Source organism: Streptomyces sp. NBC_00466 (assembly GCF_041433995.1).
Lineage (GTDB): Bacteria > Actinomycetota > Actinomycetes > Streptomycetales > Streptomycetaceae > Streptomyces.
The window spans coordinates 1674584-1698825 of sequence record NZ_CP107896.1 but is presented as its reverse complement, the minus strand read 5'-3'; the positions used below and the strand labels follow the sequence as shown (position 1 = coordinate 1698825).

Genomic DNA, 24242 nt, shown 5'->3' with positions numbered 1-24242 from the left:
AGAGCATGATCGTGGAGAGTGTCGACACCCCCGCCGGTGAAGCCCGCATCACCTGGCATCCCGCCGCCCGCCCGCACCTCGTGATCGCCCTCGGCCATGGCGCCGGCGGCGGTATCGAGGCGCGCGACCTCCAGGCGCTGGCCGCCGCGCTGCCGCCGCTCGGGGTCGGCGTCGCGCTCGTCGAGCAGCCCTGGCGGGTCGCCGGCCGGAAGGTCGCGCCCGCGCCGAAGACCCTGGACACCGGGTGGCGCGCGGTCTGGCCCGCGCTGCGCAGACCCGGACTGCCGGTGGTCGCGGGCGGGCGCAGCGCCGGGGCGCGGGTGGCCTGCCGGACCGCGGGGGAGCTGGGCGCCCGCGGTGTCCTGGCGCTGAGCTTTCCGCTGCACCCGCCGGGAAAGCCGGAGAAGTCCCGCCAGAAGGAGCTGACCGGGACCGGGGTCAGCACCCTGGTCGTACAGGGCGCCAAGGATCCGTTCGGGAAGCCCGCCGAGTTCCCGGGCGCCGCCGGATTCGCCGCGGGGGACTTCGAGCTGGTGGAGGTGGCGGACGCCGACCACGGCTTCGCGGTGCCGAAGCGGGCCGCCACCAGTCAGGAGCAGGCGCTCAGGACCATCACCGACGCGGTGGGCGGCTGGGCCGTGCGCCTGCGGGAATGCTGAGTCGGGGAGCGCTGTTGTGGGGAACATCGGTGCTGGACACCGGTACACACAAGCTTGTACGTGGAGAGGGAGTCCGTCGCATGGGTTCGACCATCTGCCCGCGCCGCCCGAACGCCGCTGACCTGGAGTGGACCGTGCTTTCGGCAGCGCAGGGCGCTCCTTCCCGGGCGGCGGGCGGACCGGATCGTCGTCTATCCTCCGATTCGAGTGGGTCCGCATTCGGATCCGCCAAGGCGTTGGAGGAGGTGGGTCCGGTCACTGGGACCGACACAGGGACCGAAGACGGCCATGCGGAAGAGACGGCCGCGGAGCGCAATGCCCGCTTCGAGCGGGATGCCCTCGGCTACCTCGACCAGATGTACTCGGCCGCGCTGCGTATGACGCGCAATCCGGCCGATGCCGAGGACCTGGTGCAGGAGACCTACGCGAAGGCGTACGGCTCGTTCCACCAGTTCCGGGAGGGGACCAACCTCAAGGCGTGGATGTACCGCATCCTCACGAACACGTTCATCAACTCGTACCGCAAGAAGCAGCGTGAACCTCAGCGCAGTGCCGCCGAGGAGATCGAGGACTGGCAGCTCGCCCGGGCCGAGTCGCACATGTCCACGGGGCTGCGCTCCGCCGAGTCGCAGGCGCTCGACCACCTGCCCGACTCGGACGTGAAGTCCGCGCTCCAGGCGATCCCCGAGGAGTTCCGCATCGCGGTGTATCTCGCCGATGTCGAGGGCTTTGCGTACAAGGAGATCGCAGACATCATGGGGACACCCATCGGGACGGTCATGTCCCGGCTGCACCGGGGCCGCCGCCAGCTGCGCGGCATGCTGGAGGACTACGCACGCGACCGCGGGCTGGTCCCCGCGGGCGCCGGAGAGTCGAACGAAGCGAAAGGTTCGGGCTCATGAGCTGCGGAGAGCCGCACGAAACGGACTGCTCCGAGGTCCTGGACCATCTTTACGAGTTCCTCGACCACGAGATGCCGGACAACGACTGCACCAAGTTCGAGGTGCACTTCGAGGAATGCTCCCCGTGCCTGGAGAAGTACGGCCTGGAGCAGGCCGTCAAGAAGCTGGTGAAGCGCTGCTGCGGCAGTGACGACGTACCCGCGGACCTCCGGTCCAAGGTCATGGGACGCATCGATCTGATCCGCTCGGGGCAGGCGGTGTCCGACCAGGACATCACCGTCACCGACCGGTCGGCGGCCGCCCAGGAGTGACCGGCCGCCGGGACGGCGGCGCCGCCCGGCCGGGCAACCGGCGCACACGGACACAGCGGGAGCGGGACCGCGGCGCATGAGCCGCGGTCCCGCTCCGTGTCGTGATGCGCCCGCCCTGTGGCCGCCCCGTTTCCGCCCCGGGCTGTCACCCGATGGGCTGCTGATCCGCCGATGCGGCCCCCCGGCCGCCCGCCCGCGCCTATTCTCCCCAACCTGTACGGACGCCGGAGCCGTACGGATCCCGGAGGAAGGGGCCGCCATGCGGGCACTGCCGCGGACCGCGCGTGCCTGCATCCTGTGCGCGGTCCTGGGCGCCGCCGGCTGTGTGCTGCCCGCCGTCACCGACCCCGCCACGCCCTGGACGGCCGTGGCCCTGCTCGCCGCCGTGTACGCCGGATGCGAGCTGCTCGCCCGCAGGTCGCCGGGGGCCGGGTCGTTCTTCGCCGTACTCCTCGCCGCCGCGCTGCTCCTGCCGCCCGCTGCCGCCGCCCTCACCGCCGTGCCCGGGGCGCTGCTCGGCGCCACCGAGCACTCTCCGTACGGCGTCCGGCGCGTCTGGCACGCCGCGCAGCTCGCCATCGCCGTACGGGCCGCCGCGGAAGTCGGGGGTTCCGCGCTCTTCGGCGGGGAGCGCGGTACCCCCGGCCTCCCGTACGCCCTGCTGCCCGCCCTCGCCGCCGCGCTGGTCCTCTGCCTGGCCCTGACCGCACTGGACGGCGCCGTACGGGCCACCGCCGAGCGGCTGCCCGTCCGCACCGCACGCCGGGCGCTGCCGCGCTCACTCGCCCCGTACACCGTGCACGGGCTGGCCGGGCTCATGATGGCGGTTCTGTGGCGCAGCCCCTTCGGGCCGCCCGCCGCCCTCTTCGTACTGCTGCCCATGTACATCTCCAGCTGGGTCTTCGCGCAGTACCACCGCGAGCGCGCCGCCCACCGGGCGACGATCCGGGCGCTGGTCCAGGCCGTCGACATCAAGGACCAGTACACCCGCGGCCACAGCGAACGCGTCGGCCAGGCATCCGCGATGATCGCCGGGGAGCTGGGCATGGCCGGGGACCGGCTGGAGGCGCTGCGCTTCGCCGGGATCCTGCACGACGTGGGCAAGCTCGGGGTACCCACCAGGCTGCTCAGGAAGGACGGGCCGCTGACGCCCGACGAGCGCCGCGTCATCGAGCTGCACCCCGAGTACGGGCACGAGATGGTCCGCGGCATCGGCTTCCTGGGGGAGGCCAGGGCCGCCATCCTCCACCACCACGAACGGCTCGACGGCTCCGGCTACCCGTACGGGCTCTCCGGGCAGCAGATCCCCGAGTTCGCCCGGGTCGTCGCCATCGCCGACGCCTTCGACGCCATGACGTCCACCCGCTCCTACCGGCGGGCCAGACCCGTCGACGCCGCCCTGCGGGAGCTGCTGCGGTGCGCGGGGACGCAGTTCGACCCGCTGATGGTCCAGGCTTTCGTACGGGCGCTGGCCCGGCACGGCTGGCACCCCGCCGTCACCGCCGACGAACCGGACGCCTGCCCGCACGGCGAGGTACCGCCCGCCCCCGCCCGGGCCGCGGCGCCCGGCCCGCCCGCCGATGTGGAGCATCCCGCGTGAGCGCCCGTACGCCCTGCCCCGTGCGCCTCGTCCACGGAGCCGCCGCCCTGGTCGCCGCGGCCGGTCTCGGCTGGACCCTCTGGCACGGCGTCGGCGACGCGGACACCGCGCTCGCCTTCGGGATACTCGTCGCGGCGGGCGAACTCACCCGCCGCACCGGCCCCGGCAGCGAGCGCGAACCCGCCCCGCTCGGCGCCGCCGGAGCCCTCGCCTACGCACTGCTCGGCCAGAACGGCGGCCACCCCACCGTCCACGGCGTCCCCCAGGTCGTCGCCGTCGTCGTGGCGGGCACGCTCGCCGGCACCGCCCCGCACGTCGCGCGCGGCCGTGGTCCCACCGCCGACCAGATGGCCCGCCGGATGCTCACGGTGGCCTTCGCCGCCGCCTGCTTCCAGCCCCTGTGCGGCCCGGGGCGGACAGCCGCCTGGGCGGTGCGCGGCCCCTGGTACGCCGTCGTACTGCTCCTGCTGCTCGGCCTCACCGCCCTCTGCGACGCCGTCCTGGCCGCCGCGATGGCCCACGCACGCACCTGCTGCCCGTCCCCGGGCTCCGGCCCCCGCTCGACCGGCGGGGTCCCCATCGGGCCGCTGCTCCGCGACGAACTGCGCGCACTCGCGGGCATCGGCTCGGCCGTCTGCGCCACCGGTGTCGTGATGGCGCTCGGCGTCGCGGTCGCCGGTCTTTGGGCGCTGCCCGTGTTCTCCGTACCGCTGCTGCTCACCCAGCTCTCGCTGCGCCGCCACGCGCTGGTCCGCACGACCTACCGGCAGACCATCACCTCCCTCGCCCGCGCCACCGAGATCGCCGGATACACCCCGCACGGCCACGCCCGCAGGGTCGCCGGGCTCAGCCGGGCCGTCGGCCGCGAGCTGGGGCTGTCCGAACCGGTACTGACCGTCCTGGAGTACGCGGCCCTGATGCACGACATCGGCCAGCTCTCCCTCGTCGACCCGGTACCCGGCGGCGCCACCGCACCGCTGCCGCCCGCCGAGCAGCGCAGGATCGCGCTGCTCGGCGGCGCCGTGGTCCGCCAGACCGGGGTCGACGCGAAGGTCGCCGTGATCGTGGAGCGGCAGGCGGATCCGTACCGGGAGCAGCCGCTCACCGCCCGGATTGTCCGGGCCGTCAATGCGTACGAGGACCTGGCAGGGGAAAGTGAAGGAGTGAGAGGTGCGGGCGGACCGCTCGGTGCGCTGGAGCGGCTGCGTCTGGGGACCGCCCACGACTACCAGCCGGAAGTCGTGGAATCCCTGGCCCGTGTGCTCTCCCGGGGCGGTGTCGCCTGACGGTGTCCCGGGGGCGGAATCCGGGCCCCGGAGCGGGTAACCAGTGGGTAATGAGCGCCGCTCCGACCGGGCATGGTTGGATGCGAAGAGAGGGCGTCCGGGGGAATCGGAGCCCGGGAAGCAGAGACCTTCAGCTACCGGCAGGCGGGAATCGTGAGGATCTTCGGGAAGGTACGGCATCGGCCCTCCGCATCCTGGCGGCAGGCCACGGACCGCGCGTTCACGCTGATCGGCGACGGTCGGTACGACGACGCGGGAGCGCTGCTCACCCGCGCGGCCGATCTCGAACCGTGGCTGTCCGAGTCCTGGTTCAATCTGGCCCTGCTGCACAAGTTCCGGCACGACTGGGACCGGGCGCGGACCGCGGGCCTGCGCGCCGTGGCGCTCCTGGACCGCGAGGCGGGCGCCCCGGACTGGTGGAACGTCGGGATCGCGGCCACAGCGCTGCAGGACTGGCCGCTGGCCCGCCGGGCCTGGCAGGCGTACGGGCTGCGGGTCCCGGGCGAGCCCGCGGCCAGCGGTGAGCCGGTCGGTATGGACCTCGGCTCGGCCGCCGTGCGGCTCTCCCCCGAGGGGGAGGCCGAGGTGGTCTGGGGCCGCCGGCTCGACCCCGCCCGCATCGAGGTGCTCTCCATCCCGCTGCCGTCGTCCGGCAGGCGCTGGGGCGAGGTCGTCCTGCACGACGGCGTCCCCAACGGCGAGCGCGTCACCGCAGCGGGCCCCTCCTACCCCGTCTTCGACGAGATCGAGCTGTGGGCGCCCTCGCCGGTGCCGACCTGGGTGGTGCTGCTCGAAGCGGCGACCGAGGCCGACCGGGACGCCCTGGAGCAGCTGGCGGCCGACGCCGGGTTCGCCGCCGAGGACTGGTCGTCCTCCGTCCGGCTGCTCTGTCGCGCCTGCTCCGAGTCGCAGATGGAGAGCGACGAGAGCGAGGGCGAGCAGCCCCCCGACCCGCACGACCACAGCGAGCCCGGCCACCCCGGCCCGCTCGGGTACCGCACGGCGGGCGGGCTCTGGGTCGCGGAGCGCGAGTGCGGCATAGCCGCCCCGGCGGGACTGGTGCGCGGACTGCTCGACGGCTGGGTCGCCGACAGCCCCGACAGCCGGGAGTGGCGGGACCTGGAAGAGGTCTGCTGAGCACGCTTCCTCTTGCCGGCCGCACCCCAACGGACGGTCGGTCTAAGCTGTACGGGATCGATCCGGGTTTTTGAGGAAGGCGTACGGCGGACATGTCGCAGGAGCAGACGGACCAGCAGGTAAATGACGGTTTCGTCGTGGACACCGAGGACTGCGAGGAGCGCGAGGAGGCCCACCGCGCCCGTGGCACCGCCCGTCCCATCACCGTCGTGGGCAATCCGGTGCTCCACCGGGAGTGCAAGGACGTCACGTCGTTCGACGCCGAGCTCGCCCAGCTGATCGACGACATGTTCGCCAGCCAGAAGGCCGCCGAAGGCGTGGGCCTGGCCGCGAACCAGATCGGTGTCGACCTCAAGGTCTTCGTCTACGACTGCCTCGACGACGACGGCAATCGCCATGTCGGAGCCGTCTGCAACCCGGTGCTCGCCGAGACCCCGGCCGACCGCCGCCGGCTCGACGAGTCCAACGAGGGCTGCCTCTCGGTCCCGACCGCGTACGCCGAGCTGGCCCGCCCGGACTACGCGGAGGTCACCGGACAGGACGCCGAAGGCAACCCGGTGAAGGTGCGCGGCACCGGCTACTTCGCCCGCTGCCTCCAGCACGAGACGGACCACCTGTACGGCTACCTGTACATCGACCGCCTGTCCAAGCGCGACCGCAAGGACGCGCTGCGGCAGATGGAGGACGGCACGCCGCGCTACGAGACCATCCCCAACCTCTGACCTCACCCGGCGGGCCCGGGCCCGGTCAGGCCGCGCCGACCGGGCCCCGGAACGTCCGCCGGTAGGCGTTCGGGGTGGTGCCGAGTGTACGGAGGAAGTGGTGGCGCAGCCCCGCACCCGTACCGAAGCCGACCCGGCCCGCGATCGAGTCCACCGTCTCGTCGGACGCCTCCAGCAACTCCTGGGCCAGCAGCACCCGTTGACGCAGCAGCCAGCGGTACGGCGTCGTCCCCGTCTCCTGCTGGAAGCGGCGGGCGAAGGTGCGCGGTGACATCAGGGCGCGGGCCGCCAGCTGCTCCACGGTCTGCTCCTCGTTCAGATGCTGTTCCATCCAGCCGAGTACACCGGCGACGCTGTCCGCCCGCTCCGGGCTCACCGGACGCTCGACGAACTGGGCCTGGCCGCCGTCGCGATGGGGCGGGACCACCATCCGCCGGGCGATCCTGTTGGCGACGTGCGGCCCGTGCTCCTTGCGGACGATGTGCAGGCAGGCGTCGATGCCGGCCGCCGTCCCGGCCGATGTGATGACGGACCCCTCGTCCACGTACAGCACATCGGGTTCGACCCTGGCCAGCGGGAAGGCGCGGGCCAGCTCGTCCGCGTGGCGCCAGTGCGCGGCGCAGCGGCGGCCGTCGAGCAGTCCCGCCGAACCGAGCACGAACACACCCGAGCAGACGCTGAGCACCCGGGCGCCGCGGTCCACCGCCCGGCACAGCGCGTCGAGGAGGGCCGGCGGGTAGTCGCGGTTCCCCCGGGACTCGGCGGCCGGCACCGCGATCAGATCGGCCTCTTCGAGGCGTTCCAGGCCGTGTTCGGTGCTGAGCGTGAACCCGGCGTGCGTCTCCAGTACGGGCCCTTCGGCGGACGCCACCGCGAAGTCGTACACCGGCAGCCCCTCGTCACTCCGGTCGAGGCCGAACACCTCGCAGACCACGCCGAGTTCGAACGGATTGACGCCCTCCATCAGGACCACGACGACGTTCTTCATCATGGCCCCAGTGTGGCAGCAATTCGACGGTGCATGTCAGTCCTGCCACTGATTTTCCCGGGCGTCCGGCGCCACAGTTGACGCATGAACACATTCCTGGACTACCTGACCGTGCTCGCCGTCTTCGTCATCCTGGCGCTGCCCTCACTGATCTGGCACGCCTACGAGCGCCGCATCGACCGCCAGCTCGCCCAGCGCCGCCCCGACCCCGGACCGTGCTTCACCGAGCGGGAGCCGGGGGGTTGCGCACTGACACTGACCCCCCAGCCGTAGTTGCCCTCGAACTGCCCGGAGCGGCTCGGAACCGGTCCGGCTCGGAACCGGTCCGGCTCAGAACCGGTCCGGCTCAGAAGTCGTCGTCGAAGGAGACCGAGCCCTCGACGGCGACCTGGTACGCCGAAGGGCGCCGCTCGAAGAAGTTCGTCAGCTCCTGCACGCCCTGCAGCTCCATGAAGGAGAACGGGTTCTCCGAGCCGTACACCGGAGCGAAGCCCAGCCGGGTCAGCCGCTGGTCGGCGACGCACTGGAGGTACTCGCGCATCGACTCGGTGTTCATCCCCGGCAGCCCGTCGCCGCACAGGTCCCGGCCGAACTGCAGCTCCGCCTCGACCGCCTCGCGCATCATGTCGGTGACCTGCTGGCGCAGCGCGTCGTCGAAGAGCTCGGGCTCCTCCTTGCGGACCGTGTCGACCACCTCGAACGCGAAGTTCATGTGCATGGTCTCGTCCCGGAACACCCAGTTGGTGCCGGTCGCCAGACCGTGCAGCAGCCCCCGCGAGCGGAACCAGTACACGTACGCGAAGGCGCCGTAGAAGAACAGCCCCTCGATGCACGCGGCGAAGCAGATCAGGTTCAGCAGGAAGCGGCGGCGGTCCGCCTGCGTCTCCAGCCGTTCGATCTTTTCCACGGAGTCCATCCAGCGGAAGCAGAACTGCGCCTTCTCGCGGATGGAGGGGATCTCCTCGACCGCGTCGAAGGCCGCCGCGCGGTCCTCCGGGTCGGGCAGATAGGTGTCGAGCAGCGTCAGATAGAACTGGACGTGCACGGCCTCCTCGAACAGCTGGCGCGAGAGATACAGCCGCGCCTCGGGGGAGTTGATGTGCTTGTAGAGCGTCAGCACCAGGTTGTTGGAGACGATCGAGTCGCCCGTCGCGAAGAACGCGACCAGTCGGCCGATCATGTGCTGCTCACCCGGCGAGAGCTTGGCCAGGTCGGTCACGTCCGAGTGGAGGTCGACCTCCTCGACCGTCCAGGTGTTCTTGATCGCGTCGCGGTAGCGCTCGTAGAAGTCCGGGTAGCGCATCGGACGCAGCGTCAGTTCGAAGCCCGGGTCGAGCAGGTTCTTCGCGGGCTTCTGGATTTCGTCGCTCATTACTGGCAGGCCTCGCAGGACTCGGGGTTCTCAAGGGAGCAGGCGATGGCGTCCGCGTCGGCGGCGGCCGGATCCTGCTGTGCGGGGATGGGGACGGGCACGGCGGTGGAGCGCGCCGCCCGTGCGATACGCGTCGCCGGACGCGAACGCAGGTAGTACGTGGTCTTGATGCCCTGCTTCCACGCGTACGCGTACATCGAGGAGAGCTTCCCGATGGTGGGCGTCTCCAGGAAGAGGTTCAGCGACTGGCTCTGGTCGATGTACGGAGTACGGGCCGCCGCCATGTCGATCAGACCGCGCTGCGGGATCTCCCACGCCGTGCGGTACAGCGCCCGGACCTCCTCGGGGATCCAGCTGAATCCCTGCACCGACCCGCTGGCCTCGCGCAGCGCCTCACGGGACTGCGCGTCCCAGACGCCCAGTTCCTTCAGCTCGTTCACCAGGTACGCGTTGACCTGGAGGAACTCACCCGAGAGCGTCTCGCGCTTGAAGAGGTTGGAGACCTGCGGCTCGATGCACTCGTACACCCCGGCGATCGAGGCGATGGTCGCCGTGGGCGCGATGGCCAGCAGCAGCGAGTTGCGCATCCCGGTCCTCGCGATCCGGGCGCGCAGCGCGTCCCACCGCTCCGGCCAGGTCAGCTCGGTCGCGTAGTGGTCGGGGTGCAGCACACCGCGCGCCGCCCGGGTCTTCTCCCAGGCGGGCAGCGGGCCGCTCTTCTCGGCGAGGTCGCAGGACGCCTCGTAGGCGGCGAGCATGATCCGCTCGGAGATCCGGGTGGAGAGCGCCTTCGCCTGCGGTGAGTCGAAGGGCAGCCGCAGCTGGAAGAAGACGTCCTGGAGCCCCATCAGGCCCAGGCCCACCGGCCGCCACTTGGCGTTGGAGCGGCCCGCCTGCTCGGTCGGGTAGAAGTTGATGTCCACGACCCGGTCGAGGAAGGTGACCGCGGTGCGGACGGTCGCGTCGAGGCGCTCCCAGTCGAGCGAGCCGTCCGAGACGAACGCGCCGACGTTGACCGAGCCCAGGTTACAGACCGCGGTCTCGCCGTCGTCCGTCACCTCCAGGATCTCGGTGCACAGGTTCGACGAGTGGACGACCGAGCCGGGCTCGGCCGTCTGGTTGGCTGTACGGTTCGACGCGTCCTTGAAGGTCATCCAGCCCTGGCCGGTCTGCGCGAGGGTGCGCATCATCCGCCCGTACAGCTCCCGTGCGGAGATGGTCTTCCTGGCCAGCCCGTCGGCCTCGGCCTTGCGGTAGGCGGCGTCGAAGGCGTCGCCCCAGAGGTCGGTCAGTTCCGGCACGTCGGCGGGCGAGAACAGCGACCAGGTGCCGTCCGCGTCGACCCGGCGCATGAACTCGTCGGGCACCCAGTGGGCCAGGTTGAGGTTGTGCGTACGCCGGGCGTCCTCACCGGTGTTGTCGCGCAGCTCCAGGAACTCCTCGATGTCCGAGTGCCAGGTCTCCAGGTAGACGGCGGCTGCGCCCTTGCGCCGGCCGCCCTGGTTCACCGCGGCGACCGAGGCGTCCAGGGTCTTGAGGAAGGGGACGATGCCGTTGGAGTGCCCGTTGGTGCCGCGGATCAGCGAACCGCGGGAGCGGATACGGGAATACGAGAGGCCGATGCCGCCCGCGTGCTTCGAGAGCCGTGCCACCTCGTGGTAGCGCCCGTAGATCGAGTCCAGCTGGTCGAGCGGCGAGTCCAGCAGATAGCAGGAGGACATCTGCGGGTGGCGGGTGCCCGAGTTGAAGAGCGTGGGGGAGGAGGGCAGGTAGTCGAGGCGGCTCATCAGCCCGTACAGCGAGGCCACTTCGTCCAGGGCGGCCGCGGACTCGTCGGCGGCGAGACCGCAGGCGACCCGGAGCATGAAGTGCTGGGGCGTCTCGATGACCTGGCGGGTGAGGGGATGGCGCAGCAGGTAGCGGCTGTAGAGGGTGCGCAGCCCGAAGTACCCGAAGCGGTCGTCGGCCCCGGTGTCGATGGTCGCGTCGAGCCGCTCCGCGTGGAGCCGTACGAAGTCGGCCGTGCGGTCGGCGATCAGGCCCTCGCGGTGCCCGGTGGCGACCGATGAGGAGAACGACACCGCGCCCTGTCCCGCCGCCTCGTCCGCGATGGTGCGGGTGAGCAGCCTGGCCGCGAGCCGCGAGTACGCGGGGTCCTCGGAGATCAGACCGGCTGCCGCCTCGGTGGCCAGCTCCCGCAACTCGGCCGCGTCCGACGCCGCGTTGCGCCCGCGCAGGGCGGCCGCGGCGACCTTGCCGGGGTCGGTGTCGGTGAGATCGGCGGTGAGGTCGGTCAGGGTCCGCAGAAGTACGGTTCCCGGGGCGTCCGCCACCTGCTCGGAGACAGGTGCGGTGGGCGCGATGGTCACGGTGCGCTCTCCCTCGCTCGGCTGGGGGCCGGCGGGGGCACGGGTGCGTACGGGCACAGCAGAGCAGCACACCGCACAGCATCCGCAGGCCCAACCGCGAGGCCCGGACGATTCCCATCCGGTTCGGTCGAGCCGGATGCGCCGTCGACAGGTCCTCGGACTCCACGGTGCGCGAAAGCGCACTGATCACACCGTTGCGGGACAGTTCCGGATTCGCACCGGATTCCCCTGCGGCGACAGCGAGCATGAGCATACATGTGGGGTGCCCGTCGGAAAGCACCCCCCATATGTTGTGTCGTGGAGGGCGGAAGGGAGGGGCGGAGGGGCATGACGAAGGGCCGCCGCAGCCCCCTGGGAGGGAGGTGCGGCGGCCCCTGGCGGAGCGTGCGGCCCAGTGTGCGGCCGGTGGCTAGTGGGCGGCCGGGGCCGCCTCTGTGGCCGGCGGGAGCTCCACCTGGACGCCCTCGTCACCGGCGTCCGCCGTGTAGTCCTCCGGGGAGGTCTCGTCGATTCCGGCCGGTGCCTTCAGCGCGTTGAGCACGAGGGTGAGCACCAGCGTCACCACGACGTTCAGCACGAACGCCGTCAGACCGATGTAGCCGATCTGGCCGATGCCCGGGATCTCCTTGGAGGAGCCGCCGAAGTGCGCCTGGGTCGGGCTCGCCACACCGTACGCGGCGAGCGTGCCGTACACCATGCCGACCGCCCAGCCCGCGAGCAGCGCCCAGCGGTGGAACCACCGGGTGAAGAGCCCGCCGACCAGCGCCGGCATCGTCTGGAGGATCCAGATACCGCCGAGCAGCTGGAAGTTGATCGCCACCGTCGGGTCCATGGCGAGCACGAAGATCAGCGCGCCGACCTTCACCACGAGCGAGACCAGCTTGGAGACCTTGGCCTCCTGGGCGGGTGTCGCGCCCGGTTTGATGAAGTCCTTGTAGATGTTGCGGGTGAAGAGGTTCGCCGCCGCGATGGACATGATCGCGGCCGGCACCAGCGCACCGATGCCGATGGCCGCGAAGGCCACGCCCGCGAACCAGTCGGGGAACATGTTCTCGAACAGCTGCGGGATCGCCAGCTGGCCGTTCTTCACCTTGATGCCGGCGGCGATCGCCATGAAGCCGAGCAGCGCGAGCAGCCCCAGCATCAGCGAGTACAGCGGCAGGATCGCGGTGTTGCGGCGGATCACGTTGCGGCTGCGCGAGGAGAGCGTCGCCGTGATCGAGTGCGGGTACATGAACAGCGCGAGCGCCGACCCGAGCGCCAGCGTCGCGTAACCCCACTGACCCGCCGCGCCCGGTGCGAGCGCCCCGCGCGGCTTGCCCGTCGCCGGGTTGGTCTGCGAGAACGCGTGGCCGGCCTTGGCGAAGATGTCGTCGAAGCCGCCGAGCTTGATCGGGATGTAGATGATCGCCACCAGGATGACGATGTAGATCAGGCCGTCCTTGACGAACGCGATCAGGGCGGGGGCCCGCAGCCCCGACGAGTACGTGTACGCGGCGAGCACCGCGAACGCGATCAGCAGCGGGAGGTCCTTGATGAACCAGTTGCTGCCCTCGCCGCCGACGCCCATGACGTCGAGCACGGCCTGGATGCCGACCAGTTGGAGGGCGATGTACGGCATCGTGGCGAGGATGCCGGTGACCGCGACGGCCAGCGAGAGCCCCTTCGAGCCGAACCGCCCCCGGACGAAGTCCGACGTCGTCACGTACCCGTGCTTGTGCGAGACCGACCAGAGCCGCGGCAGGAAGGTGAAGATCAGCGGGTAGACCAGGATCGTGTACGGCACGGCGAAGAACCCGGCCGCGCCCGCAGCGTAGATGGCCGCGGGTACGGCGACGAAGGTGTACGCCGTGTAGAGGTCGCCGCCCAGCAGGAACCAGGTGACCCAGGTGCCGAACGACCGCCCGCCCAGGCCCCATTCGTCGAGGGTGGCAGCGTTGTCGGCGCGGCGCCAGCGGGCGGCCAGGAAGCCGACGACCGTGACGGCCACGAAGAAGAAGATGAAGACGCCGAGCGCGACGCCGTTCACACCGTCCTTCATGCGGACGCACCCCCCTTGCGGGCGCGCTGGTCACGCTGCCACAGCTTGTACGCGGTCATCGTGAGCGCCGTCGAAATGAGCACCCAGAGCATCTGGTACCAGTAGAAGAACGGGATGCCGATGAAGGCCGGGTCCACCTTCGCGTACGAACTCACCCAGAGCATGGCGACAAAGGGTGCGATCAGGCATACCGCGATGATCACGCGCACCGGCGTGATCACGGGTCTTTTCTCGGGCATGGTGCGGTCCGTCCCCTCACTGAGCACCTGGTACAACGCGCAGGAAATCTAGGCGAGGATGCTCATTCGACGTAACCCCTATCCGCATACCGGAATGGCAACACCGGTCATCCTGGGGGATTTCGGCGGAGAGTGCCGATTCCGCAGGTGCTGGGCTGCGCCGGACCAGGCCCGCGAGTGTCCCCTCACCGGGACCGCCCCGCCGCCTCAGTCGGTGGGCCGCCGCAGCCTGGCGACGAACTTGTAGCGGTCGCCGCGGTAGACCGAGCGCACCCACTCCACCGGCTCGCCCCGCTCGTCGACCGAGTGGCGCGAGAGCATCAGCATCGGAAGCCCCACGTCCGTACCGAGCAGCCCGGCCTCCCGCGGGGTGGCCAGTGAGGTCTCGATCGTCTCCTCGGCCTCGGCCAGCCGGACGTCGTACACCTCGGACAGCGCAGTGTAGAGCGAGGCGTACTTCACGAGCGATCGGCGCAGCGCGGGGAAGCGCTTGGCCGACAGGTGCGTCGTCTCGATGGCCATCGGCTCACCGCTCGCGAGCCGCAGCCGCTCGATGCGCAGCACCCGCCCGCCGGCCGTGATGTCGAGCAGTCCCGCGAGGGTGTCGTCCGCGGTGACATAGCCGATGTCGAGCAGCTGGGACGTGGGCTCAAGACCCTGCGCCCGCATGTCCTCGGTGTATGAGGTGAGCTGCAGGGCCTGCGAGACCTTGGGCTTGGCCACAAAGGTGCCCTTGCCCTGGATGCGTTCCAGCCGGCCCTCCACGACCAGCTCCTGGAGCGCCTGCCGCACGGTCGTGCGCGAGGTGTCGAACTCGGCGGCCAGCGTCCGCTCCGGTGGCACCGGGGTGCCCGGCGGCAGGGTCTCGGTCATGTCGAGCAAGTGACGCTTGAGCCGGTAGTACTTGGGCACCCGGGCGGTACGTCCGGGCGCCGCGGTCTCCGTCTCGGCTGTCCCCCCGCTGGTGCCCATGGCCTGCCTTCCCGAGTGCTGCGCTGCTGCCGTCACCGGCTCCTCCGTCTGTCGCGGCTCACATGGTGGCACGGTCCGGTCACGGGACGACGCCCTCCCTCAGGTGTCGGTCCGATAACGGACACGACAGCCTTTCTTATACACCCTTGACACCCCAATAGGTCTAGGCCAAGCTCCCGGTACTGGTCTAAACCATTAAAGACCAGGTCCCAGCCCCACGGGCAGTACCGGTCGCACTTGTTGCGGCAGAACGGCGTTCTCGGGTGGTGGGGGGAAGTGTTTTTTGCATCCCTGAGGAGGGTGTCGTGAAGCGCGGACTCATCGCGGCGATCGGTGTGGCGGCAATGCTGGCAAGCGTCGCGGCCTGTGGCTCGGACAGTAAGGACAGCAGCAAGAAGGCGGGGGCCGACGGCTACAAGGGGCAGACCCTGACCGTCTGGGCGATGGACGGCTCCACGCCTCCCGGCTGGACCAAGAACCTCCAGGCCGCCTTCAAGAAGAAGACCGGCGCCACGGTCAACTTCCAGACGCAGAAGTGGGACGGGATCCAGCAGAAGATCACCACCGCCCTCTCCGAGTCGACCCCGCCGGACGTCATCGAGGTCGGCAACACACAGACCCCGGCGTACGCGGCGACCGGCGGCCTCGCCGACCTCAGCGACCTGAAGAGCGAGATCGGCGCCGACTGGACGCCGTCGCTCAGCAAGTCCTCGGTCTACCAGGGCAAGTCGTACGCCGCGCCCTGGTACTTCGCCAACCGCGTGGTCATCTACAACAAGAAGGTCTGGGCGGACGCCGGCATCACCGGCACCCCGAAGACCCGCGCCGAGTTCTTCAAGGACCTCGACGCGATCAAGAAGAAGGGCAAGGCCGAGCCGATCTACCTGCCCGGCCAGAACTGGTACTTCTTCGACGGCCTCACCATCGGCCAGGGCGCGGACCTCGTCAAGAAGGACGGCGACAAGTACGTCTCCAACCTCGCCGACCCCAAGGTCTCCGCCGCCATGGAGCTCTACAAGAAGTACCAGTCGTACTCCCAGGCGCCCAAGGACAAGGACGAGGCCACCCCGCAGCAGGCCCAGGTCTTCGCCAAGGGCAACGTCGGCGCCTTCATCGGCATGGGCTGGGAGGCCGGTACGGCCATCGCGGCCAACAAGAAGATCGCCAAGGACATCGGCTACTTCACCATCCCCGGTGAGACGGCCGCCAAGCCCGAGGGCGTCTTCCTCGGCGGCTCGAACTTCGCGGTGGCCGCGGCCAGCAAGAAGCAGGACCTGGCCAAGGAGTTCCTGAAGATGGCGCTCGGGGACAAGTTCGAGGGCGCGCTCGCCAAGGAGAGCGGCATCATCCCGAACAAGGAGTCGCTCAACTCCAACCTCAAGGGCAATGCCGCTGGTGAAGCCGCTGCCCCCGCCGCCGCAGTCGGTGGCACCACCCCGCTCATCCCCGAGTGGGCCGCCGTGGAGAACGAGCCCAACCCGATCAAGAACTACATGACCTCGGTCCTCTCCGGGAAGTCGCCGGCCGCCGCCGCGTCCGCCGTCGAGGGTGAGATCAACAAGCGCCTGGCGCAGAAGAACTGACCGCAGACGCCGGGGCGGGCCACCGCCCCGGCGTCCCCGCGTGGATCTCGACCGTACGGCTCAAGAAGAGATGGCGAGCATGTCAGTGCAGACCGAACAAGCGGACTCGGTCCCGGAGGCCGGCCCCCGCAAGGAAGACGCGCCACCCGGCGGCCCGGCGGCGGCGCCCAGGAGGAGAGCCGGGAGCGCGGGCCCCTATCTGCTCCTGCTGCCCGCACTGCTCGCCACCGTGGTGCTGCTGGGATACCCCCTGGTCAAGAACGGCATGCTGTCGTTCCAGAACCTCAACCCGCGCCAGCTCATCCTCCACCTGACCGAGTGGAACGGCTTCTCCAACTACCAGGACGTCCTGGGCGGCTCGGACTTCTGGAAGGTCGTCGAGCGGTCGGTCTTCTTCACCGCCGCGAACGTCGTACTGATCATGGTCCTCGGCGCGCTGACCGGCCTGCTGCTCGCCCGCCTCGGCAAGAAGATGCGGCTGCTCCTGATGCTGGGCCTGGTGCTCGCCTGGGCCATGCCGGTCATCGCCGCCACCACCGTCTACCAGTGGCTGTTCGCCCAGCGCTTCGGTGTCGTCAACTACGTACTCGACACCCTCGGCTGGCACTCGATGGCCGACTTCAACTGGACCGGCAGCCAGTTCTCCACCTTCTCGGTGGTGACCCTGCTGATCGTCTGGCAGTCGATCCCCTTCGTGGCGATCAACCTCTACGCCGCGTCGACCACCATCCCGAAGGAGCTGTACGAGGCCGCGTCGCTGGACGGCGCCGGGACCTGGAAGAGCTTCACCTCGGTGACGTTCCCGTTCCTCAAGCCGTTCCTGCTGGCCACGACGTTCCTCGAAGTCATCTGGGTCTTCAAGTCCTTCGCCCAGCTCTTCGCGATCAACGGCGGCGGCCCCGACCGGCTCACCGAGACGCTGCCCGTGTACGCCTTCGTCGAGGGCGTCGGGAACCAGCACTTCGGCATGGGCGCCGCGATCTCGTTCCTGACGATCATCGCGTTGCTCGTGCTGACCGGCTACTACCTTCGCACCGTACTGAAGCAAGAGGAGGACGAACTGTGAGGCGCTCACTGTTCAGCCGGTTCTGGCCCAACGCAACGGCGATCATCCTCTTCATAGGCTTCGCCTTCCCCGTCTACTGGATGTTCAGCACGGCCTTCAAGCCGACCGGCGACATCATCACCGACACCCCCGTGTGGTTCCCGACGGACTTCACCTTCTCGCACTTCAGCAAGGTCCTCAGCGCGGACCACTTCTGGACGCTGGTGCGCAACTCCGTGGTGGTCACGGTGGTTTCGGTGCTCTCGTCGCTGGTGATCGCGCTCCTCGCGTCGTTCGCCATGGCGCGGATGCGCTTCAAGGGCAAGCGCGGGGTGCTCCTGACCTTCATGGTCGCGCAGATGGCGCCCTGGGAGGTCATGGTCATCGCGGTCTACATGCTGGTCCGGGACGCGGACATGCTGGACAGCCTGGTCCCGCTGACGGTTTTCTACATGATGATGGTGCTGCCCTTCACGATCCTCACGCTGCGGGGCTATGTGGCCGCGGTGCCCAAGGAGCTGGAGGAGTCCGCCATGGTCGACGGCTGTACCCGCCCCCAGGCCTTCATGAAGGTGATCCTCCCGCTGCTCGGCCCAGGGCTGATGGCCACCTCGCTCTTCGGCTTCATCACCGCGTGGAACGAGTTCCCGCTGGTGCTCATTCTCAACAAGGACATCGGCTCGCAGACGCTCCCGCTGTGGCTCTCCCAGTTCCAGACGGCGTTCGGCGACGACTGGGGTGCGACCATGGCGGCCTCCTCGCTCTTCGCCATCCCGATCCTGGTCCTCTTCGTCTACTTGCAGCGCAAGGCGGTCAGTGGTCTCACCTCCGGTGCAGTGAAGGGATAACGGCGCTCCATGACCACCATCACGACGGGCACGGACAAGCTCACCCGCGACGCCCTCGCCGTCCTCCAGCCCGGCTTCGCGGGCACCACCGCCCCCGACTGGCTGCTGCGCAGGATCGGCGAAGGGCTCGCATCCGTCGGCCTGTTCGGCCGCAACGTCACCAGCGCCCCCCAGGTCGCCGCGCTCACCGCCCAGCTGCGGGCCGAGCGGGACGACGTCCTCGTCGCGATCGACGAGGAGGGCGGCGACGTGACCCGCCTCGAAGTGCGCACCGGGTCCTCCTTTCCCGGCAATCTCGCGCTCGGCGCGGTCGACGACCCGGAGCTGACCCGGGCCGTCGCCCGTGAGCTGGGCCGGCGGCTGGCCGACTGCGGGGTCAACCTCAACTGGGCCCCGTCCGCGGACGTCAACTCCAATCCGGACAACCCGGTCATCGGCGTACGGTCCTTCGGCGCCGACACCGCGCTGGTCGCCCGGCACACCGCCGCGTACGTCGAGGGGCTGCAGGCCGCCGGAGTCGCCGCCTGCACCAAGCACTTCCCGGGCCACGGCGACACCGCCGTCGACTCGCACCACGCCATGCCCCTGATCGACGTGGACCTCGCGACGCTGCACGCCCGCGAACTCGTGCCCTTCAGGGCCGCGATCGCCGCGGGTTCCAAGTCGGTCATGAGTGCGCATATCCTGCTTCCCGCACTCGATCGCGAGCGCCCGGCGACGCTGAGCCCGCAGATCCTCACCGGGCTGCTGCGCCACGAACTCGGTTACGAGGGGCTGATCGTCACCGACGGTATGGAGATGCGTGCCATCGCGTCGACGTACGGGATCGAGCGCGGCAGCGTCCTCGCCGTCGCGGCGGGCGCCGACGCCATCTGCGTGGGCGGCGGTCTCTCGGACGAGGGCACCGTACTGCGGCTGCGTGACGCCCTGGTGGCGGCGGTACGGACGGGCGAACTGCCCGAGGAACGGCTGGCGGACGCCGCCGCGCGCGTACGTGAGCTCGCGGGGTGGACCCACCGGGCCAGGGGGGCTTCGGAGCCGGGCGCGGCGTCGCAGGAGGGGACCGCGCCCGGCTCCGGTATCGGGCTCGTCGCGGCCCGCAGGGCGCTCCGCGCCACCCCGTCCGACCACCGGCCGCTGACCACCGCCCCGTACGTCGCCGCCTTCACACCGGGGGCGAACATCGCCGTCGGCGACGAGACCCCGTGGGGCATCGCCGCCGAGCTGGCCGCGCTGCTGCCCGGCACCGGGACCGGCAGGTACGGCGCGGACAGCGCACCGGCCGATGTGCTCTCGGCCGCGGGGGAGCGCACGATCGTCGCGGTCGTCCGCGACGCCCACCGCCACCCGTGGATGACGGAGGCGCTGGACGCGCTGCTCGCGGCCCGCCCCGACACCGTCGTGGTCGAGATGGGCGTGCCGCGGGCGGAGCCGCGCGGGGCGCTGTATCTGGCGACCCACGGCGCGGCGCGGGTCTGCGGCCGCGCGGCGGCCGAGTTCATCACGGGCGCCGGACGGTAGCGAACCGGGCGGAGCGCAACGAACCGGCGGAGCGGAACGAACGAAAGGGCCGGACACCCACGGGGTGCCCGGCCCTTTCGCTGCTCGGATACCGCTACAGGCCCTGCCACTCCGGCTTCGACGCGTACGTCGCACGGAAGTAGTCGGCCAGCTTCAGCTTGGACGCGGCCGCCTCGTCCACGACGACCGTCACGTGCCGGTGCAACTGGAGCGCGGAGGCAGGCACCACGGCGGCCACCGGCCCCTCGACGGTCTGCGCCACGGCCTCGGCCTTGCCCTCGCCGGTGGCCAGCAGCACCACATGGCGGGCCTCCAGGATCGTCCCGATGCCCTGGGTGACGACGTGGTGCGGTACCTGGTCGATGTCACCGTCGAAGAACCGGGCGTTGTCGACCCGGGTCTGCTCGGTGAGCGTCTTGATCCGGGTACGGGAGGCGAGCGAGGAGCAGGGCTCGTTGAAGCCTATGTGCCCGTCGGTGCCGATGCCCAGGAGCTGGAGGTCGACCCCGCCGGCCTCGGCGAGCGCCCTGTCGTACGCCGCGCAGGCCGCCGGAATGTCCTCGGCCGAGCCGTCGGGGCCCATGAAGGAGGCCTCGGTCAGCCCGAGCGGCTCCACGACCTCGCGCAGCACCACCGAGCGGTACGACTCGGGGTGCCCGGCCGGCAGCCCCACGTACTCGTCGAGCTGGCAGATCCGCGCCCGCGCCGCGTCGACGGCCCCCGCGCGCACCTTGTCGGTCAGCGCCTCGTAGACGGGCAGCGGGGTCGATCCGGTGGCGACACCGAGCAGAGCGTCGGGCTTGCGGCGCAGCAGGCCGGCGATGGCCTCCGCGATGACTTCGCCGCCTGCCTTGGCGTCCGGGACGATGACAACTTCCACGCTGGGCCTGCCGATCTGGAGAGTGCAAACATGTGGTATAGACCAATCTAGCAGAGCGCGCCTTTCCCGCCAGGGGTTCCCCCTGCCTCATGTCCTCATCTCATGTTCGGCTGAAGGCGCGTGGACCGCATGTGGATCGCGGCGCTCCCGTGCACGCTCTCGAACTGCTCGCGGAGACCGCGATGCGGGCCTGGCCCGGGCGGGGTGCGGGTGTCGTGGCGGGGTGAGCCGCCCGGCACCGCCCCGGAAACGACTGTGGGCCGCGGCGCCGGTGTGGTCGGGACCCTCGGCCCGGCCGTACGGCACCGCAGCCCTCAGCTGCATCGGCCGTCAGGTGTGCGGTGCCCGGCGGCCGTGGGGAGGACTTGGCGCAGTCAGGGCAGAGAGCGCCTCGTACCTCGTCTCCACTCTCCTGTGCGGGGAGAGCAGAAGTCTTTGCACGCACATTGTGGACTAGACCATTCTCCTCTGTCCATGCGTACGGCAGAAAGAATCCGGCGGGTACGCTCACACACGTGCCCTCCATGAACGATCTCGTACGCCAGCACACCGCTCTGAGCGACACCGACCTCGAGTGGCTGCACCTGCTGGTCTCGGAGTGGCAGCTGCTCTCCGACCTGTCCTTCGCCGACCTGGTGCTGTGGGTGCCCACCCGCGACGGCACCCGCTATGTCTCCGTGGCACAGATGCGGCCGAACACCGGCCCCACCTCCTATCAGGACGACATGGTCGGCCATCTCGTTCCACGTGGCCGGCGTCCGCTGCTCGACGCCGCTCTCGACGAGGGCCGGATCGTGCGCGAGGGCGACCCGGAGTGGCGCGAGGAGGTGCCGGTACGGGTGGAGTCCATCCCCGTACGCCGGGAGGGCCGGGTGCTCGGAGTGATCGCCCGCAACACCAACCTGCTCACCGTCCGCACCCCGTCGCGCCTCGAACTCACCTACCTCCAGTCGGCGTCCGACCTGGCCCAGATGATCGCCGCGGGGTCGTTCCCCTTCCCGGGCCAGCAGGTCGACATGGACGCGTCCCCCCGGGTCGGGGACGGGATGATCCGCCTCGACGCGGACGGGGTGGTCCTGTACGCCAGCCCCAACGGCCTCTCCGCCTATCACCGCCTCGGGCTCGCGTCCGACCTGGTGGGCCAGCACCTCGGCCAGCTGACCACCGACCTCGCGCCGTCCCGCGGCCCCGTCGACGAGGCCATGGTCAAACTGGCCAGCGGCTACGCGCCGAGGGAGACCGAGGTCGAGGGGAACGACGGGGTGATCCAGCTCCGCGCCATCCCGCTCTCCCCGAAGGGCACCCGGATCGGCTCGCTGGTGCTGCTGCGGGACGTCACGGAACTGCGCCGCCGCGAACGCGAGTTGATCACCAAGGACGCCACCATCCGGGAGATCCACCACCGGGTGAAGAACAACCTCCAGACGGTGGCGGCACTTCTGCGCCTCCAGGCCAGGCGGATGGACTCGGACCGCGGCAGGGAAGCGCTCAACGAGGCGGTGCGGCGCGTCGGTTCCATCGCGATCGTCCACGAGACGCTCTCGCAGAACCTGGACGAACGCGTCGAGTTCGACGAGATCGCCGACCGCGTCATCGCGATGGTGTCCGAGATCTCACCGGGAAAGGTCGACTGCCGCCGTACCGGCCGCTTCGGCATCCTGGACGCCGAGGTCGCCACCCCGCTCGCCATGGTGCTGACCGAAGTCCTGCAGAACGCGCTGGAGCACGCCTTCGGACCGGGCGAGCTGGGCACCGTCGAGGTCTCCGCCGTCCGGGGCGGGCTGCGCGAGGATGCCAGGCTGCTCATCACGGTGCAGGACGACGGCCGTGGACTGCCCGACGGGTTCGACGCGAAGACGGCGGGGAACCTGGGGCTCCAGATCGTACGGACACTGGTGGAGGGGGAGTTGGGCGGCTCGTTCGACATGGTCCCGGCTCCGGAGCGCGGCACCCATGTGGTGCTCGACATACCGGTTCCGGGCGACGCGTAGCCCCTTCCCCTCCCAGCACAGCAACGAGCCCCGGACCGAAGTGGTCCGGGGCTCACTGTGTGCTGGGGGAGAGGAACTCTCCCGGCGTTCTCTTACTGCGTGCGCATCGGGGGTACTGCGCGCTGCGTTTCGGGGGCGACGGTGGTGCGTACTCGCTGTACGCGCGCCGCCTGGCTCAAGCTCGTGAACAGGGTGGTCAGGCGGTCGCGTTACGCGCCCGGTTGCGAGCGGCACGGCGCTTCATCGCGCGGCGCTCGTCCTCGCTGAGGCCACCCCAGACGCCGGAGTCCTGGCCGGACTCGAGCGCCCACTGCAGGCACTGCTCCATGACGGGGCAGCGGCGGCAGACGGCCTTGGCTTCCTCGATCTGCAGCAGCGCGGGACCGGTGTTGCCGATGGGGAAGAACAGCTCCGGGTCTTCCTCACGACAAACGGCGTTGTGACGCCAGTCCATGGCTGCTACCTCTCTTAGGGTGTTACGTGTGGGTGCTTGTGAATGTGAACGCTTTCACGAATCCCCCGACAAGTGAAGGGCCTGCTTCCAGATGACCTGGTTGCGGTCCTGTGTGTTGAGGAGGGGTTCTGGCTTTCAGGGAGGCCGGTGTTGCGGGCCGTCCCGAGCGCCATGTAGAGATTCGCAAACCTCGGCGGCGGATACAACCCCTTCTGGAAAGTTTTTTTTGATTCCTCGGTGTCGGCTAGGTCACAGCCGTACTTCCATGGGGTGGATCCCAGCCCAAACGTTCGAGTTAAAGGACTTTGGGTCCTTCCACTCACACAATCACACGCAGTGCACGGCGTACGCCTGTGAACGTCACGCTGGTACGCAGTCCCAGGTGGTCGCCGTCCATCTGGAAGGGGAGCCGGACCTTGGAATGCAAGGAGAAGTCCGTCAGGTCGTGCAGCGAAACCGCGTGCTTTCCGTGGGGGCCTCGTTCGGGCGTCGAAGTGAGCAATTGAGTAGCGAAACGTGCCACATGAGCGGGTGACATTTTCGACAGTCCCAGCACATCGAGCGCGGTGTCGAAGGAGGCCTCGGGGGAGGCGTACATCGGGCGATTGCCCAGGTAGGTATAGGGAGAGGTGTTGCAGATTATGGACATCACGAGGTCCGTGATCGGGTCCTGGCCCGGGCGTTCCAGAGTGATCGCGCCATGCCTGCGGCTCGGCTCCTCCAGGAACTGGCGGACGACCTGACGCACATAGAGGGCGTGGGTGGACCGCTTTCCGCGTTCCCGCTGCTGTTCGACCCGGCCGACGACACCCGCGTCGAACCCGAGTCCGGCACAGAACGTGAACCAGCGCGAGGGGACCCCCTCGTCCGCCGTGCCCGGGGTGCCGGCCGCCAGGCCCAGGCTCACCGTCCGCTCGCGGCGCTCACGCAGCGCGTCCAGAAGGGCGCCGGTCGCCTCCACCGCGTCGTTGGGCAGGCCGAGCGCGCGGGCGAAGACATTGGTGGAGCCGCCGGGGACGACCGCCAGGCCGGGCAGCCTGTCGGGGTCCGGCCCGTGGTGGAGGAGTCCGTTGACCACCTCGTTGACCGTGCCGTCGCCGCCGAGCGCGACGACCAGGTCGATGTCGTCGCTCTCCGCGGCCCGCCTGCCCAGGTCACGGGCGTGCCCCCGGTACTCGGTCGTGACGGCCTCCAGCTTCATCTCGCTGGCGAGTGCGTGGAGAAGTACGTCACGTGTGCGGGCACTGGTGGTGGTTGCTGCCGGATTGACCACGAGGAGTGCGCGCATGACCAGAAGATTACCTACCGCTTGGAACCGGGCC

The 24242-nt window shown here is 70.0% G+C and carries 22 protein-coding genes and 1 riboswitch; of the genes, 13 read left to right on the top strand and 9 right to left on the bottom strand.

The genetic code is table 11. The features are described 5' to 3' along the window. Positions 1 to 5: 5 nt before the first annotated feature. The 7 genes from OG210_RS07450 to def all read left to right on the top strand — a co-directional run bounded on the left by OG210_RS07450 (position 6) and on the right by def (position 6617). Positions 6 to 659, top strand: a complete 654-nt coding sequence (locus OG210_RS07450) for an alpha/beta family hydrolase (protein WP_328335603.1) — start codon at positions 6 to 8, stop codon at positions 657 to 659. Between the two features lie 245 nt (positions 660 to 904). After that, positions 905 to 1561, top strand: coding sequence for a sigma-70 family RNA polymerase sigma factor (locus OG210_RS07445; RefSeq protein WP_250297961.1), 657 nt, complete (start codon positions 905 to 907; stop codon positions 1559 to 1561). Next, positions 1558 to 1872 carry a mycothiol system anti-sigma-R factor gene (rsrA, locus tag OG210_RS07440; protein ID WP_328331266.1) on the top strand — a complete coding sequence of 105 codons (315 nt, stop codon included), beginning with the start codon at positions 1558 to 1560 and terminating at the stop codon, positions 1870 to 1872. The genes OG210_RS07445 and rsrA overlap by 4 nt, the downstream gene beginning before the upstream one ends. Positions 1873 to 2131: 259 nt before the next feature. Beyond that, positions 2132 to 3472, top strand: coding sequence for an HD-GYP domain-containing protein (locus OG210_RS07435; protein WP_328331268.1), 1341 nt, complete (start codon positions 2132 to 2134; stop codon positions 3470 to 3472). Further along, on the top strand, positions 3469 to 4758 hold the full coding sequence (locus tag OG210_RS07430; protein WP_328331270.1) for a metal-dependent phosphohydrolase: 1290 nt from the start codon (positions 3469 to 3471) through the stop codon (positions 4756 to 4758). The genes OG210_RS07435 and OG210_RS07430 overlap by 4 nt, the downstream gene beginning before the upstream one ends. Positions 4759 to 4911: 153 nt before the next feature. Further along, positions 4912 to 5895, top strand: a complete 984-nt coding sequence (locus OG210_RS07425; RefSeq protein ID WP_328331272.1) for a hypothetical protein — start codon at positions 4912 to 4914, stop codon at positions 5893 to 5895. Positions 5896 to 5987: 92 nt separating this feature from the next. Next, positions 5988 to 6617: a peptide deformylase gene (gene def / locus OG210_RS07420; RefSeq protein ID WP_328331274.1), complete on the top strand. Its 630-nt coding sequence runs from the start codon at positions 5988 to 5990 to the stop codon at positions 6615 to 6617. Positions 6618 to 6642: 25 nt separating this feature from the next. Here the strand turns inward: def and OG210_RS07415 are convergent, their stop codons facing one another. Beyond that, entirely contained in the window at positions 6643 to 7608 is a 966-nt protein-coding gene (locus OG210_RS07415; protein ID WP_328331275.1) for a helix-turn-helix domain-containing protein, read from the bottom strand. An 81-nt stretch (positions 7609 to 7689) separates the two neighbouring features. Between OG210_RS07415 and OG210_RS07410 the strand changes: the two genes are divergently transcribed. Beyond that, positions 7690 to 7878, top strand: a complete 189-nt coding sequence (locus tag OG210_RS07410) for a hypothetical protein (RefSeq protein ID WP_328331277.1) — start codon at positions 7690 to 7692, stop codon at positions 7876 to 7878. A 73-nt stretch (positions 7879 to 7951) separates the two neighbouring features. Here OG210_RS07410 and OG210_RS07405 read toward each other — a convergent pair whose 3' ends face one another. The 5 genes from OG210_RS07405 to OG210_RS07385 all read right to left on the bottom strand — a co-directional run bounded on the left by OG210_RS07405 (position 7952) and on the right by OG210_RS07385 (position 14598). Further along, positions 7952 to 8977, bottom strand: coding sequence for a ribonucleotide-diphosphate reductase subunit beta (locus OG210_RS07405; RefSeq protein ID WP_328331279.1), 1026 nt, complete (start codon positions 8975 to 8977; stop codon positions 7952 to 7954). Beyond that, the gene (locus OG210_RS07400) at positions 8977 to 11346 is read right to left on the bottom strand and encodes a ribonucleoside-diphosphate reductase subunit alpha (RefSeq protein WP_371535387.1); all 2370 of its coding nucleotides are present in this window, start codon (positions 11344 to 11346) and stop codon (positions 8977 to 8979) included. Before OG210_RS07400 ends, OG210_RS07405 begins: the two co-directional genes overlap by 1 nt. A gap of 150 nt (positions 11347 to 11496) precedes the next feature. Next, a riboswitch (cobalamin riboswitch) is annotated at positions 11497 to 11574 on the bottom strand. Between the two features lie 181 nt (positions 11575 to 11755). Beyond that, positions 11756 to 13387: a monocarboxylate uptake permease MctP gene (gene mctP, locus OG210_RS07395; RefSeq protein WP_328331283.1), complete on the bottom strand. Its 1632-nt coding sequence runs from the start codon at positions 13385 to 13387 to the stop codon at positions 11756 to 11758. Next, entirely contained in the window at positions 13384 to 13626 is a 243-nt protein-coding gene (locus OG210_RS07390) for a DUF3311 domain-containing protein (protein WP_328331285.1), read from the bottom strand. The genes mctP and OG210_RS07390 overlap by 4 nt, the downstream gene beginning before the upstream one ends. A 207-nt stretch (positions 13627 to 13833) precedes the next feature. Further along, complete coding sequence (locus OG210_RS07385) at positions 13834 to 14598, bottom strand: GntR family transcriptional regulator (RefSeq protein ID WP_328335604.1); 765 nt, start codon at positions 14596 to 14598, stop codon at positions 13834 to 13836. 305 nt (positions 14599 to 14903) lie between these two features. Here OG210_RS07385 and OG210_RS07380 point away from each other — a divergent pair, with 305 nt between their 5' ends. The 4 genes from OG210_RS07380 to OG210_RS07365 all read left to right on the top strand — a co-directional run bounded on the left by OG210_RS07380 (position 14904) and on the right by OG210_RS07365 (position 19595). Further along, positions 14904 to 16181 carry an extracellular solute-binding protein gene (locus OG210_RS07380; RefSeq protein WP_328331287.1) on the top strand — a complete coding sequence of 426 codons (1278 nt, stop codon included), beginning with the start codon at positions 14904 to 14906 and terminating at the stop codon, positions 16179 to 16181. A gap of 79 nt (positions 16182 to 16260) precedes the next feature. Next, entirely contained in the window at positions 16261 to 17247 is a 987-nt protein-coding gene (locus OG210_RS07375; RefSeq protein WP_328331289.1) for a sugar ABC transporter permease, read from the top strand. Next, positions 17244 to 18074, top strand: coding sequence for a carbohydrate ABC transporter permease (locus tag OG210_RS07370; RefSeq protein WP_328331291.1), 831 nt, complete (start codon positions 17244 to 17246; stop codon positions 18072 to 18074). Before OG210_RS07375 ends, OG210_RS07370 begins: the two co-directional genes overlap by 4 nt. Before the next feature lie 9 nt (positions 18075 to 18083). Further along, complete coding sequence (locus OG210_RS07365) at positions 18084 to 19595, top strand: glycoside hydrolase family 3 protein (protein WP_371535383.1); 1512 nt, start codon at positions 18084 to 18086, stop codon at positions 19593 to 19595. 94 nt (positions 19596 to 19689) lie between these two features. Here the strand turns inward: OG210_RS07365 and nagB are convergent, their stop codons facing one another. Then, entirely contained in the window at positions 19690 to 20475 is a 786-nt protein-coding gene (gene nagB / locus OG210_RS07360; RefSeq protein WP_371535380.1) for a glucosamine-6-phosphate deaminase, read from the bottom strand. 524 nt (positions 20476 to 20999) lie between these two features. Between nagB and OG210_RS07355 the strand changes: the two genes are divergently transcribed. Beyond that, a complete protein-coding gene (locus tag OG210_RS07355; protein ID WP_328335605.1) occupies positions 21000 to 22466 on the top strand; it encodes a histidine kinase N-terminal domain-containing protein in 1467 nt (488 codons plus the stop codon). Positions 22467 to 22662: 196 nt separating this feature from the next. Here the strand turns inward: OG210_RS07355 and OG210_RS07350 are convergent, their stop codons facing one another. Together OG210_RS07350 and OG210_RS07345 are read right to left on the bottom strand one after the other, a co-directional pair. Beyond that, on the bottom strand, positions 22663 to 22920 hold the full coding sequence (locus OG210_RS07350; RefSeq protein ID WP_004937597.1) for a WhiB family transcriptional regulator: 258 nt from the start codon (positions 22918 to 22920) through the stop codon (positions 22663 to 22665). Positions 22921 to 23239: 319 nt separating this feature from the next. Continuing rightward, complete coding sequence (locus tag OG210_RS07345) at positions 23240 to 24208, bottom strand: diacylglycerol kinase family protein (RefSeq protein WP_371535372.1); 969 nt, start codon at positions 24206 to 24208, stop codon at positions 23240 to 23242. Positions 24209 to 24242: the final 34 nt, after the last annotated feature.